We start from the raw sequence: 12,952 nt of genomic DNA on the forward strand, positions 1-12,952 counted from the left end.
AAGACCCACTTTCGTCCGCGCCATGTGCGCGATCCTGACTGACTGTTCAATCTAATCAAGTGTTACGCTTCAGACAAGGGGCAACGCGGCACTCGGAGGGGCGAGCGAGACCATGGCAGAACCGGCACCGGCAACCGAACAGAATGAGGCACGTCGGGTCGAAATGCTCCGCGCCGCAGCAGAGCTGATCTGCGAGCGGGGATTCGGCGACACCCGCATCGCCGACGTCGCCAAGCGGGCCGGAGTCAGCTCGGCTCTCGTCATCTACTACTTCGGCACCCGTGACCGCCTGTTGGTCGACGCGCTGCGCTATTCGGAGGAGTCCTTCTACGAAGCGGCCGAGCAGATGCTGGGCGAGGTGTCCTCGCTGCGGGAACGGCTGTCGCTGCTCACCAAGTGGACCTGCGTGCCGGAGGTCAACGAAGAGATCCCCGGCGCATGGGGACTCTGGTTCGACCTGTGGGCACAGGCGTTCCGGCACGACGAGATCAAGGCGGGCCGGGCGGAACTCGATTCGCGCTGGCGCAGGATGATCGTCGACGCCATCAAGTCCGCGGAAGCGTCCGACGAACTCGACATCAAGGTCAACGCCCGCATGTTCGCGTTGGAGTTCTCCGCCCTCCTCGACGGTCTGTCCATTCAGGTTGCGCTCGAAGACCCCGAGGTGGACTCCGATCTGGCCTACGAGATCGCCATGGGGTTCGCCGAGCGTGAGCTGAACCTGCCGCCTGCCAAGAAGAAGGTCAACGGTAAGGCCAAGTCGCTCAAGAAGGGCTGAGCACGCCGAGTGGTTCGGCCACCGGATCGGCGATGGGCACCGCGGAACTGCGCTGGAGTACCCGCACCGCATCGTGCGTGCAGACACAGTTGACCGTCGCGCCAGGGGCATGGGACACCGAACCGGGCCCGGCATGGTTGGGCACCTCGACGATCAGAGCCGCGGGCGCGCCGACGTCCACGTGGACCTGGGTGCAGTGGCCCAGATAAACCACTTCGGAGACGACTCCCGTGATGACGTTGCGCCCAGGCCCGACCGGCTCGCCGGGATTCTGCAGCGTGATGCGCTCCGGCCGGATCACGATCGCCGCGGCAGCGCCTTTCTGCGGTGAGTCGTCGACGGCCGCGCCGAGGCGCGTAGCCAGCGCCGAGCAGGTGGCCGACCCACCACCGGCCTCGAGCACATCAGCGTCGAAGATGTTGGCAGCACCGAGGAATCCGGCGACGAAGGTGGTGGCCGGAGCCGAGTAGATCTCCTGCGGCGGCCCCACCTGCTCCACCCGGCCCTCGGCCAGCACGGCGATCTGGTCGCTCATGGTGAGCGCTTCCTCTTGGTCATGGGTCACGTAGACGAACGTGATGCCCACCTCGCGTTGTACCGCGCGCAGTTCGAGCTGAAGTTGTTTGCGCAGTTTCGCGTCCAGTGCGCCCAGCGGCTCGTCGAGTAGGAGCACCCGCGGGCGCAGCACCAACGCCCGTGCCAGCGCGACGCGTTGCTGCTGGCCCCCGGACAGCTGCGCCGGGCGCCGTTTTGCGAAGTCGGTCATGCGGACCAGGTCCAGTGCCTCGTCGACGCGGCGCTTGGTCTCCCCGCGGGATGCCTTCTGATACCTGAGCCCGAACGCCACGTTGTCCCACACCGTCATGAACGGAAACAGCGCATAGGTCTGGAAGACGGTGTTCACCGGACGCTTGTGCGGCGGCTCGCCCGCGACATCCTGGCCGTCGAGTTCGATGCGGCCGGAATCCGGCTTTTCGAACCCGGCGATCATCCGCAGGGTCGTCGTCTTGCCGCAGCCGGACGCACCCAACAGCGAATAGAACTGGCCGGCGGGGATATCCAGGTCGATACCCGTGACGGCGGGCACCCCGGCGAACGACTTGACCAGCCGCTGGAGCCGGATCGCGCCGCCCTTCACGGGAATTTGCCGTTCAGCTCGCCGGCTCCGCGGGGAGCCGCGACAGAGCCTCCGCGAAACGCGCGAAGTTGGTGGCGAACCGGTCGACATCGTCCGAGTTGTGCTGAACCGACAACAGCCATTGCTCCACCTTCCCCCACGGCGGGAGAAATACTCCGCCATTGTGCTGCATGAGCCAGTGCAAATGGCCGAGTCTGGCATCGATCTTCAGGAAGTCACGAAATTCCCGTACGGGTTCGCTCCGGAAGGTGACGCATCCCTTTGCCCCCGCGGTGACAACGTGCCATCCGAAGCCGTGCCGCGTGATGGTCGCCTCCAGTGCGGTACGCAGCCGGGTCGCCAGCTCGTCGAGGTGCGCGTACGACTCCGGCGTGAGCACCTCGGTGAGGGTGGCCCTGGTGGCGGCCATCGCCAGCGGGTTGCCGTTGAAGGTGCCCACCTGCTCGTAGCGGCCGTCGGCGATCGCCGACATCACGGTGGTGGTTCCGCCGATCGCGGCGACCGCGATACCGCCGCCGAGAGCCTTGGCCAGGCACACCATGTCGGGCACCACGCCGCTGCGGCCGGTGATTCCGCCCGGGCCGGTGGTGAATCCGGTCTTCACCTCGTCATAGATCAGCAGTGCACCTTCACCGTGCGCCAGATCGCGGATGACTTCCAGGTATCCGTCCTCGGGCGCGATGATGCCCGCGTTCATCATCACCGGTTCGAGGATCATCGCCGCGACCTGCCCGCGGTACTCGGCCAGCGCCCTCGCCACCGCGCCGGCGTCGTTGAACGGCACGACGATGACGAGATCGCGGATCGCGGCGGGGATGCCGGTGTTGCCCGGCACCGGGTTCGGCGCGTCACGCGGCCCGACCTCGTCGGCCTCGGGCAACACCGAGACCTGCACCGAGTCGTGGTGGCCGTGATAGCAGCCCTCGACCTTGATGATGAGATCGCGTCCGGTCAGCGCGCGGGCGAGATGGACGGCGTCCATCGTGGCTTCGGTGCCGGAATTGGCGAACCGCCACAGCGGAAGGTCGAAGCGACGGGACAGCTCGCCGGCGATCCAGATCGCGTCTTCGGTCGGCTGCGCGAAATGTGTTCCCCGCCTGACCCGGTCGCTGACCGCCGTGACGATCGCCGGATGAGCGTGCCCGGCGATCGCGGCGCCGTAGCCGCCATGCATGTCGACGTACTCGTTGCCGTCGACGTCGTAGACCTTCGAACCCTTGCCGTGGCTCATCCAGACCGCCTGCGGCTCGGCAATCTGCCAGTTGGAGGTGGCGGCGCCGGCGAGGTGCTCACCCGCCTCCGCGATCAGCTCGGTGCTGCGCGGCTGCCGACGGAGGAATATCGTCTCCTGGTCGGCAATCAGCTGGTCAACGGTCTCGGCCACAGGGCTTTCAACCACCGACGAAGACACGGGAAACCTCCGCTCGCGAACGGTTGACTGAGCATTCAGTCTATGCGAGAGTCCTACCAGCAACAAGACGCGAAAGCAACGGGGAGGCACCAATGTCAACACGTCCGACCCGACGAGAGTTCCTGGCGCGCGCAGCACTTGTCGCTGCCGCTGCGCCGACGCTTGGCGCGTTCCTGCAGGCGTGCTCGAAGTCGGGCCCCTCTTCGTCGGCGCCGACGCTGACGATCGCGGCGCCGGACAAACCCGTCAAGTGGGACATCCCGGACGACAACAAGCCGATCGCCGACGGCCTGGCGCCGGAGAAGGACGCCACCCTGCAGCTGTACAACTACGCCGATTACCTCAGCCCGGACGCGGTCAAGTCGTTCGAGGAGAAATACCAGACCAAGATCCAGATCTCGACGTTCAACGACACCGACGAAGCGCTCACGAAGATCCGCGGCGGCAACGTCGATTACGACATCTACTTCCCGAGTTACGACCAGATCAGCAAACTGGTCTCCGGAGGCCTGGCCCGTCCGGTGAACCACAGCTACATCCCGAACATCAAGAACGTGTGGCCCACCTTCACCAACCCCTGGTACGACCAGGAATGGCGCTACTCGGTGCCGAACTTCATCTACACCACCGGCATCGGATGGCGCAACGACCAGGTGCCCGCCGACATCGGGGCGCTGCCCAATCCTTATGACGCGCTGTGGGATCCGCAGTACAAGAACAAGACCGCCGTGATCGACGACTGGCACACCGCGATGGCGATGGTGCTACTGCGCGCGGGCAAGACCGACGTCAACACGTCTTCCCCCGACGACCTCAAGCTGATCGGTGATCAGCTCAACGCCCTGGTGGCCGCGACCTCGCCGAAGGTCACCATCACGATGTACAGCGACCTGCCTGCCGGCCAGATGGGGCTGGCCCAGATGTGGTCTGGCGACATCATCAACAGCGCACTGAGCTACATGCCGGAGGGAACGAGCCCCGAGATCCTGCAGTACTGGTTCCCGCAGAATGGAAAAGGGTTGGTGGACAACGACCTTCTGATCATGCTTCGCGGCGGCAAGAACCCGGTGCTGTCCCATCTGTTCATCAACCACCTGCTCGAGTCCGACGTGGCCCAGCAGAACTTCGCGCAGACCGGCTACCAGCCGCCGCAGAACAACATCAACCCGGACTCGCTGGTGTCCAGCGGATTCATCCCGCCGAACCTGAAGTCCGCGGTGGTCAGGCCAGAGTATTTCGACGCGGGCTACCGCCTGCTGGAACTCGACCCGGCCAATGACGCTGCCTGGCACAATGTCTGGCGGGCATTCAAAGCCGGAGGCGGGGCCTGACGGTCCGGCGGGCAGGTGGGCCCACGCCCGCAGGGCAGGGGACGAAGCGACCGGGGGCAGGGAGGTGGCGCAGTGGCGGTCCCGGTAGTCACCGCACCACCGCGGGCGGCACCGCCGCCCCGCGAGCGCCGCAGCAGGCTCTGGTCGGCGTTGGCCGCGCCCGGAATCATCTGGCTGTCGGCCTTTTTCATCTTTCCGCTGTACGTCGTGCTGTGCATCGTATTCGGCCAGGTCGATCCGATCTTCCGCACCCCGGTGCCGGTGTGGAACCCACTGCAGTGGGACCCCACGCAATTCACCTATGTGCTGACCCACATCGTCGGCACCAGCGGCGTCTTCGGGGCCGCGATCCTTCGCACCTTCATCTTCGTGCTCGCCGCCAGCGCCCTCTGTCTGCTGATCGCGTTCCCCGTCTCCTACTACGTGGCCCGGCTTTCCGGTAAGCGCAAGGGACTGCTGCTGGCGCTGTTGATCGCGCCGTTCTGGATCAGCTACATGATGCGCATGTTCGCCTGGGTGAATCTCCTGCAGGACGACGGTCTGTTCAACAAGATGGTGAGCTTCGGTGGACTGTTCACTCCCGACGTCAAGTGGTTGACCGGGCAGCCCGTGGTGGTGATTCTCGGGCTGGTGTACGGATACGTGCCGTACATGATCCTGCCCCTCTATGCGGGTCTCGACCGGCTGTCGCAGCCGATGCTCGAAGCGTCGCGTGATCTTGGCGCCGACCGGTTTTCATCGTTTTGGCGGGTGACGCTGCCCCTGTGCCGGCCGACGATTGTCGCCGCCGTCCTGCTGACCTGCCTGCCGATGCTCGGCGACTACTTCACCAGCGACATGCTTTCGGCATCCCCGAAGACCGCGATGGTCGGCAACCTGATCAACGACAGTGTCCAGTCGCCCGGCCAGACCGGGCAGGCGGGCGCATTCGTCATGTTGGTGTTCCTGGCGGCCCTGCTGCCGATGCTCTACTACATCCGGGTCACCTCCCGACGCGACGAGGTGTCGACATGAGGGGCCCGGTCGCGTGGTGGAACGACCCGTGGCGGCCGCCGCGATTCCTGGTCGCCATCACCGCCGGGTATCTGGCGTGGTCGTTGCTGCCGGTGCTCATCGCGGTGGCGTACTCGTTCAACAACGGCCGGTCCCGCACCTCGTGGCAGGGCTTTTCGTTCCGCTGGTACTGGGGCGACCAGACGCTGTCGGTCTGGCACAACGATGCCCTGCACACCGCGCTGCTGCAGACCATCAAGCTCGGGGTTATCGCGACGTTGATCACCGTCCCGCTCGGAACCCTGTTCGCCATCGGCATCGACCGCTGGCGGGGCAAACTCCCCGCCGGGGCGAACTTCCTGATGCTGCTCTCGTTCGTGCTGCCCGAGGTGCTGCTCGCGGTCGCGCTGCTGTTCGTGATCACCACGGTGGCCGTTCCCATTCAGCTCGGCACCGCCGCGCAGGTCGTCGGCCTGGTCACCTTCCAGGTGTCCTACCCGGCCGTGCTGGTGCGGGCCCGGCTGGCCACCATCGGCCCGCAATACGAGGAAGCTGCAATGGATCTCGGCGCGTCACCGCTCGGCGCGCTGCGGCGGATCATCATGCCGATGCTGCTGCCCGCGATGTTCGCCAGCACCGTGCTCGTCTTCGCCGACGTGATCGACGATTTCGTCCTGGTGCGCTACCTGTCGGGCAACGCCTCCACCGAGCCGGTCTCGGTGAAGATCTACAACACCGCGCGCGCCGCGCCGACGCCTGCCCTGAATGCGCTGGCCACCCTTCTGCTGCTGGCCGCGCTGACGGCCGTGGTGATCGGGTTCCTGGTGTATCGGTTCATGACCCGGGCCGACACCACCGCCGACCGCGGGATCGGTGGCTTCACCGGAGAGGCGTGATCTCACCGGCTGGCGCTCACAGGGTTCATGCCTACCCTGGGACCAGTGGTGGACATCAACCGGAGAACATTCGTCGGTGCGTCCGTGGCGGTCGGTGGGGTGGTGGCGGCCACTCCCCTCATCGCCGGGTGCGGAGACACCGACAATCAGCAGGCCGCGGCATCGTCCGAAGTGCACATGCGGATCAACGGGGAGCAACGTCGGGTCACCGTGGACAACCGCACGTCGCTGCTGGACATGTTGCGTGAACGGGCCGGTCTGACCGGCACCAAGAAGGGCTGCGACCAGGGCGCGTGTGGCGCGTGCACGATTCTGGTGAACGGGCAGCGGGTCAACTCGTGCCTGACCCTGGCGGTGATGCACGACGGCGCGGAGATCACCACGATCGAAGGCCTCGAAGAGAACGGCCGGCTGCACCCGCTACAGCAGGCGTTCATCGACGAAGACGCATTCCAGTGCGGATATTGCACAGCGGGACAGATCATCTCCGGCGTCGGCTGCATCAACGAAGGCCACACCGGCTCGCCCGCCGAGATCCGCGAGTGGATGAGCGGCAACATCTGTCGCTGCGGCGCGTACACCAACATCGTCAACGCGGTCATCACCGCGGCACGCAAGGTCTGACGGCCGTGTTCCCGTTCGAGTTCAGCAAGGCGCGCGACGAGGAGTCCGCGTTGGCGGCGGCCGCCACCGGCGCCCGCTACATCGCGGGCGGCACCACATTGGTCGACCTGATGCGCGAGACGGTCGAGCGGCCGTCCGCCGTCGTCGACATCAACGCCCTGCCCTATCGCGACATCGACCTGCAGCCCTCGAAGCTGCGGGTCGGTGCGTTGGTGCGGATGTCCGACCTCGCCGCCCACCCCGGTGTGCGGCAGCAGTTCCCGGTGATCGCGCAGGCGCTGGAGCTGTCTGCGTCGGCCCAGATCCGCAACATGGCGTCGATCGGAGGCAACTTGATGCAGCGGCCGCGTTGCCTGTACTTTCGCGACGTCTCGGCCGCGTGCAACCGCCGCACACCCGGCACCGGCTGCGCGGCGATCGGGGGCCGCAACCGCACCCACGCGATCCTCGGCACCAGCGACTCATGTGTGGCCACCCATCCCTCCGATCTGGCGGTGGCACTCGTTGCGCTCGACGCGATGGTCGTCACCCGGGACCGTGACGGGGAGAAGTCGATTCGGGCCGCGCAATTCTTCCGCCAGCCCGGCACCACGCCCGATCAGGAACACGATCTGCGTCCCGGCGCCCTGATCACGGCCGTCGAGGTGCCGGTCGTGCCCGAGTCACGGCGGTCGGGCTACCTCAAGGTGCGTGATCGTGAGTCCTTCGAGTTCGCGCTCGCGTCGGCTGCCGTCGCCATGGACGTCACAGCGGGCACCGTGCGAACGGCGCGGGTCGCGGTCGGCGGCGTCGGAACGGTGCCGTGGCGGCTGCCCGGCGTCGAGCAGGCGCTGACGAACCGGCCTGCGGGTCCCGATCTGTGGCGCTCGGCCGCTACACACGCCGCCGATGACGCCAGGCCGTTGGCGGAGAACGGATTCAAGGTGGAACTGATCAAGCGGACGGTCGAACGTCAGCTCGCGGCCGTGGCGGGGCTGCCGTGACCCGCCCCGTGCCGGCGGCCCTGATCTCCGGCCAGCCCCTGACGCGGATAGACGGTCGGCTCAAGGTCACCGGGAAGGCGCTCTACGCCGCCGACAACCCGACCAAGAACCTGGCGTACGCCGCACTTGTATGCAGCACGGTCGCGCGCGGCAGCGTCGAGCGCATCGACCCCGCTCCGGCGCTGCGCGACCACGATGTGTTGCGCGTTCTCACCGAGTTCGGCGGCGTCAAGCTGCCCTACGACATCCGGCAGGTGTCCTGCTTCGGCCAGCCCGTGGCCGTCGTGGTCGCCACCACGCTGGAGGCCGCGATGCACGGGGCCTCGGTGGTCGAGGTGCGGTACCGGCCCGGTGCGCAAGTGACCAACATCGACGCGCCCGAGGCCAAGCAGGTGGAGGCCAAGCGGACGAAGGACTACGCGCGCGGGAACGCCGACGACGCGTTGCGGGGTGCCGCGGTGGTGACCGACCTGGAGTACTCCATCGAGCGCAACAACCACAACCCGATGGAGTTGCCGTCGACCGTGGCCAGCTGGGACGGCGACCGGCTGACCGTGTGGGACAAGGTGCAGAGCATCAGCGGCGCACAGCAGACCTACGCCGGCGCCTTCGCGATTCCCGCCGACCAGGTCAGGGTGATCTCGCCGTTCGTCGGCGGAGCGTTCGGCAGCGCGGGCACCACCTGGCCACACCAGCTGCTCGCGGCCTACGCGGCCCGCCAACTGCGGCGCCCGGTCAAGCTGGTGCTGAGCCGAAAGCAAATGTACAGCGGCATCGGGTACCGCCCCACCAGCCGTCAGCGTTTGGCGATCGGCGCGGACCGCTCCGGCCGGATCAGCGCGATCGTGCACGAAGGACGCCACGAGACGTCGCGGTACAACGCTTTCGAGGACAGCCTGATGGCCAACCCGAGGTTCATGTACAGCTCGCCGAATATGCGCTCGACGTATCGGATTGTGCCGCTCGACGTGAACCCGCCATGCCCCATGCGTGGGCCCGGGGCGACATCGGGTGAGTTCGCGATGGAGTCCGCGATGGACGATCTGGCGGCCCGGCTCGGACTGGACCCGATCGAACTGCGGTTGCGCAACGAACCACAGCGCGATGAATCGGATGGCCTGCCGTTCTCGACCCGACGGCTCACCGACTGCCTACGCCAGGGCGGCGCCGAGTTCGGCTGGTCGCGCCGAAACCCCAAACCCCGGGCGGTGTCCGACGGCGATCAGCTGATCGGCATCGGCATGGCGGCATCCGTCTACCACACCGCGCGAAGCGAATGCTCGGCGACGGTCCGCGTCAACGCCGACGGCACGGCCGACGTCGAGTGCGGCACCAGCGATATGGGGCCGGGGACCTACACATCGATGACCCAGGTGGCCGCGGACGCACTCGGTCTGCCCTTCGGTCGCGTGCGATTCGTACTGGGCGACAGCAACTTTCCGCCCGCTCCATCGCATTCCGGGTCCAGGACCATGGCCAGTGTCGGCTCTGCGATCCTCACCACGGCGACCATGCTGCGCGACCGCTTCGTGCGCACCGCGGTGGTCGACCCCGGCTCACCGCTGAACGGACTTCGGCCCGCGGACGTCTCGGTGACGGACGGGCGGATGTTCCGCACCGCCGACCCGGCCCGGACCGAGAGCTACCAGGACCTCCTCCGGCGCAAGGGCTGGCACAACCTGGACACGCATCAGACCTGGTCCCCTGATGACGCCGATCAACGGTTCTCGATGAACGCCTACGGGGCCGTGTTCGCCGAGGTCGCGGTCGACGAGGCGCTCTCCACGGTCCGGATCCGCCGCATTCACGCGTGCTACGACGCCGGCCGGATCATCAATCCGAAGCTCGCGCACAGTCAGGCCATCGGCGGGATGGTAGGTGGCATCGGGATGGCACTGCTGGAAGGCGCGAACCTGGACTACCGCGACGGGCGGGTGGTGAACGCCAACATGTCCGACTACCTCGTGCCGGTCAACGCGGACGTGCCCGCCCTGGACGCCACCTTCCTCACCGCCGAGGACACCATCGCCGATCCCCTCGGAGTCAAGGGCCTCGGCGAACTCGTCATCGTCGGAGTGCCCGCCGCGATAGCCAATGCGGTGTTCAACGCGACCGGAAAGCGGGTCACTGAGCTCCCCATCACGCTGGAGAAACTGCTGTAGTCTCCGGCGGGAGCGGGTTGAACTGTGGACCTGCCGAGCCGGGCCCGCTAGGCTGACTGTATGTTCAAACAGCAGGGTCCGGCACCGGTTCCCGCAGCTGACCTCGCCGCGGCGCTGGCCCCGTTCGGCCAGTCGCGGATGCTGCCGCGGGAGGCCTACGTGGATCCAGCGGTGTTCGAATGGGAGCAGACGGCCATCTTCTCGGGCTGGACGTGCGTCGGCCATGCCTCGGACCTGGCGGCCGTCGGCGCGCAGCGGGCGGTGGGATCCGGGCCGAACTCGATCCTGTTGGTGCGTGGCGACGACGACGTGGTCCGCGCGTTCGCGAACACCTGCAGGCACCGGGGACACGAACTTCTCGCCTGCAACGCCACCACCAAGGGCCGCGCAATCGTCTGTCCGTACCATTCGTGGTCGTACCGGCTGGACGGCCGGTTGCGCAACGCACCCGGCTTCCGCACCCTCGAAAGCTTCGACCCTGATCAGTTCGGGCTGGCCGAGCTGCGGCTGGTCGACTGGCACGGCTGGCTGTTCGTGGATCCCAGTGGCCAGGACGCCGAATTCGAACAGCATGTCGCCGGTTTAGAGGACGTCATCGGGCCGTATCGTCCGGAAGACCTGACGATCGTGGACCGCCACTCCTACGAGCTCGCCACCAACTGGAAGGTGATCGCCGAGAACTACCAGGAGTGCTACCACTGCTCGACCATCCATCCGGAGCTGTCCCGGATCAGCCCGCCGACCAGCGGCGAGAACCTCGAACTGGCAGGCTCGTGGATGGGCGGCTGGATGTCGATCATCGAGGGCGCCGAGACGATGTCGCTGTCGGGCAAGAGTGGCGGCGTCGCCATCCAGGGCCTGTCGGAGCAGGAGCTGCACAGCGTCATGTATCTGGTCGGCTATCCCAACCTGCTGGTGAGCCTGCACCCCGACTATGTGATGACCCACCTGATGACTCCAATTGCGGTGGACCGGACGCATGTCGAGTGCGCCTGGGCGTTCCCGAAAGATGTTGCGGCCCAAGCGGATTTCGATCCTTCGTATGCCGTTGACTTCTGGGACCTGACCAACCGGCAGGACTGGGCCGCGTGTGAGTCGGTACAGCGCGGCCTTTCCTCACCGCATGCGCGACCAGGTCCGCTGGCCCCCGACGAAGACGGCGTCTACCAGTTCGTCACCCGGGTGGCTAAGGCGTATTCCGGTGCCGCCGGTCCCGCGGCGGGACTCCATTGACACCGTCGGTCGACTGCGCGTACGCACCCACCGCGTAGGCGACGGCGGGTCCGGTGAGCGACAGCGCGCGCCGGTCGATGTTGTCGATGGTGTCGCCGGCGGTGTGGTAGTTCGGGTCGAACGCTACACCGGCCCGTCCACCCCAAAGCCGTGCCTGCACTTCGGTCTTCCGTTGAGATGATCCCGTGGTTATCCCGCCGATCGGGATGCCGGCCAACAGGAATGCGGTGTAGTCGGTGTTCTTGGCCAGTGGCAGATCCGCCGGACGCACACCCGCAAGGTTGAGGTAACCGGCGAGATTGCGTTCGATGCCCGCCGATCCGTCGGGCACGGTGCGCGACGGGATCTCCGGATTGGGCTGGGCGGACTGGTCACCGTCGTAGGTGAAGTAGCCGGCATTGGGCGATCCGAGCATGTCGGCGTTGACGTAGAGCGCGATGTCCTCGCGTTGGTCGGCGTTCAGGCCGCGAAGATAGTTCGCCGCCCCGCCGAGGCCGTTCTCCTCGGATGCCCAGAAGGCGAACCGGACCGCGTTGGTGATCTGCGGCGCCGAGCCGAGCGCCGCGGCGGCCTCCAGAATCGCCGCGACACCCGAGCCGTCGTCGTTGATACCGGGGCTGCGGGCCGAGCTGTCGAGATGTGCGCCCACCATGACGACGTTCTTGATGTCACCGGACTTGGTCTGAGCCACCACGTTTCGCGACTTGACCATCACCGGCCTGCTGTCCAGCACCAGCCGCACCGGGTTGTTCGTGCGCCGCAGCGCCGCGTCCGCGGCCGTGTCGATGACCCCGACCGGAACGGTGAGTTCCTGGTAGTAACCCGGCGTGAACAGCCCGGCCGGGCTGCCGGCCGAACCGGGTGCGCTCACGACGAGCACGCCGACCGCACCCATCGACACGGCGGTCTTCTGCTTGACGACGACCGAACAACCGGCGTCGTCGACCACGGCGATCGCGCGCTCGACCGACACCGAACCGTAGTCGGCACCGACGCAACCGGGCGACTTCTGCGGTCGCACCGTGAGCGCGGTCAACCCACCCGGCGGAGTGGTGACCATCAGCGACGCCTGGTCCACCTGGTGGTCACGGCCTGCGACGGTGAGCCTGGGTTTGCCGCCCTGTGTCCGCGCCAGCCGCTCGAACTCCGGTGTCTGGACGTCGAATCCCTTGTCTTTCAGCGTCTGCGCGACGTAGTCCAGGCTGCCGTCATAGCCGGGCGTTCCGTCGGCGCGGGTGGAGCCGTTGGCGTCGGCGACCTCCTGCAGCTTGCGCAGGTGCGCGTACATCCCGTCGACGCTCACCTTGCCCGCCAGCTCGCGCGCCAAGTCGGGCGGCGTCGAGGTCTCCTTCGACGAACACGACGTCAGGGCCATCGCGACCACGACCACCAGGCTCGCCCAG

11 protein-coding genes are annotated in these 12,952 nt (G+C 66.9%); 8 read left to right on the forward strand and 3 right to left on the reverse strand.

Annotated elements, in window-relative coordinates; all coding sequences use genetic code 11:
• The first annotated feature begins 112 nt into the window (after positions 1–112).
• Positions 113–778, forward strand: coding sequence for a TetR/AcrR family transcriptional regulator (locus tag ACVWWN_RS39010; protein ID WP_457148648.1), 666 nt, complete (start codon positions 113–115; stop codon positions 776–778).
• On the opposite strand, the gene ACVWWN_RS39015 is transcribed toward ACVWWN_RS39010, so the two are convergent.
• A complete protein-coding gene (locus tag ACVWWN_RS39015) occupies positions 765–1,916 on the reverse strand; it encodes an ABC transporter ATP-binding protein (RefSeq protein ID WP_457148649.1) in 1,152 nt (383 codons plus the stop codon). The genes ACVWWN_RS39010 and ACVWWN_RS39015 overlap by 14 nt on opposite strands.
• Before the next feature lie 13 nt (positions 1,917–1,929).
• Positions 1,930–3,300 carry an aspartate aminotransferase family protein gene (locus ACVWWN_RS39020; protein ID WP_457148650.1) on the reverse strand — a complete coding sequence of 457 codons (1,371 nt, stop codon included), beginning with the start codon at positions 3,298–3,300 and terminating at the stop codon, positions 1,930–1,932.
• A gap of 119 nt (positions 3,301–3,419) precedes the next feature.
• Between ACVWWN_RS39020 and ACVWWN_RS39025 the strand changes: the two genes are divergently transcribed.
• The 7 genes from ACVWWN_RS39025 to ACVWWN_RS39055 all read left to right on the forward strand — a co-directional run bounded on the left by ACVWWN_RS39025 (position 3,420) and on the right by ACVWWN_RS39055 (position 11,549).
• Positions 3,420–4,658, forward strand: coding sequence for a polyamine ABC transporter substrate-binding protein (locus ACVWWN_RS39025; RefSeq protein ID WP_457148651.1), 1,239 nt, complete (start codon positions 3,420–3,422; stop codon positions 4,656–4,658).
• 72 nt (positions 4,659–4,730) lie between these two features.
• Entirely contained in the window at positions 4,731–5,672 is a 942-nt protein-coding gene (locus ACVWWN_RS39030) for an ABC transporter permease (RefSeq protein ID WP_457148652.1), read from the forward strand.
• Positions 5,669–6,547 (forward strand): ABC transporter permease, encoded by an 879-nt coding sequence (locus ACVWWN_RS39035; RefSeq protein WP_457148653.1) that lies wholly within the window; start codon positions 5,669–5,671, stop codon positions 6,545–6,547. The genes ACVWWN_RS39030 and ACVWWN_RS39035 overlap by 4 nt, the downstream gene beginning before the upstream one ends.
• Positions 6,548–6,574: 27 nt before the next feature.
• Complete coding sequence (locus ACVWWN_RS39040) at positions 6,575–7,171, forward strand: (2Fe-2S)-binding protein (RefSeq protein WP_457148654.1); 597 nt, start codon at positions 6,575–6,577, stop codon at positions 7,169–7,171.
• Between the two features lie 5 nt (positions 7,172–7,176).
• Complete coding sequence (locus ACVWWN_RS39045; RefSeq protein ID WP_457148655.1) at positions 7,177–8,154, forward strand: FAD binding domain-containing protein; 978 nt, start codon at positions 7,177–7,179, stop codon at positions 8,152–8,154.
• The gene (locus ACVWWN_RS39050) at positions 8,151–10,316 is read left to right on the forward strand and encodes a xanthine dehydrogenase family protein molybdopterin-binding subunit (RefSeq protein WP_457148656.1); all 2,166 of its coding nucleotides are present in this window, start codon (positions 8,151–8,153) and stop codon (positions 10,314–10,316) included. The genes ACVWWN_RS39045 and ACVWWN_RS39050 overlap by 4 nt, the downstream gene beginning before the upstream one ends.
• Positions 10,317–10,376: 60 nt before the next feature.
• Complete coding sequence (locus tag ACVWWN_RS39055; protein WP_457148657.1) at positions 10,377–11,549, forward strand: aromatic ring-hydroxylating oxygenase subunit alpha; 1,173 nt, start codon at positions 10,377–10,379, stop codon at positions 11,547–11,549.
• Here ACVWWN_RS39055 and ACVWWN_RS39060 read toward each other — a convergent pair.
• The gene (locus ACVWWN_RS39060) at positions 11,503–12,924 is read right to left on the reverse strand and encodes a M20/M25/M40 family metallo-hydrolase (protein WP_457149446.1); all 1,422 of its coding nucleotides are present in this window, start codon (positions 12,922–12,924) and stop codon (positions 11,503–11,505) included. The genes ACVWWN_RS39055 and ACVWWN_RS39060 overlap by 47 nt on opposite strands.
• Between the last annotated feature and the right edge of the window lie 28 nt (positions 12,925–12,952).

The organism is Mycobacterium sp. URHB0021, assembly GCF_054057895.1.

What these genes read in the sequence shown, in the direction of transcription:
- ACVWWN_RS39010 (WP_457148648.1), top strand. Translation starts at nt 113, where the DNA reads ATGGCAGAACCGGCACCGGCAACCGAACAGAATGAGGCACGTCGGGTC.
- ACVWWN_RS39040 (WP_457148654.1), top strand. Translation starts at nt 6,575, where the DNA reads ATGCCTACCCTGGGACCAGTGGTGGACATCAACCGGAGAACATTCGTC.
- ACVWWN_RS39055 (WP_457148657.1), top strand. Translation starts at nt 10,377, where the DNA reads ATGTTCAAACAGCAGGGTCCGGCACCGGTTCCCGCAGCTGACCTCGCC.
- ACVWWN_RS39025 (WP_457148651.1), top strand. Translation starts at nt 3,420, where the DNA reads ATGTCAACACGTCCGACCCGACGAGAGTTCCTGGCGCGCGCAGCACTT.
- ACVWWN_RS39035 (WP_457148653.1), top strand. Translation starts at nt 5,669, where the DNA reads ATGAGGGGCCCGGTCGCGTGGTGGAACGACCCGTGGCGGCCGCCGCGA.
- ACVWWN_RS39060 (WP_457149446.1), bottom strand. Translation starts at nt 12,924, where the DNA reads ATGGCCCTGACGTCGTGTTCGTCGAAGGAGACCTCGACGCCGCCCGAC.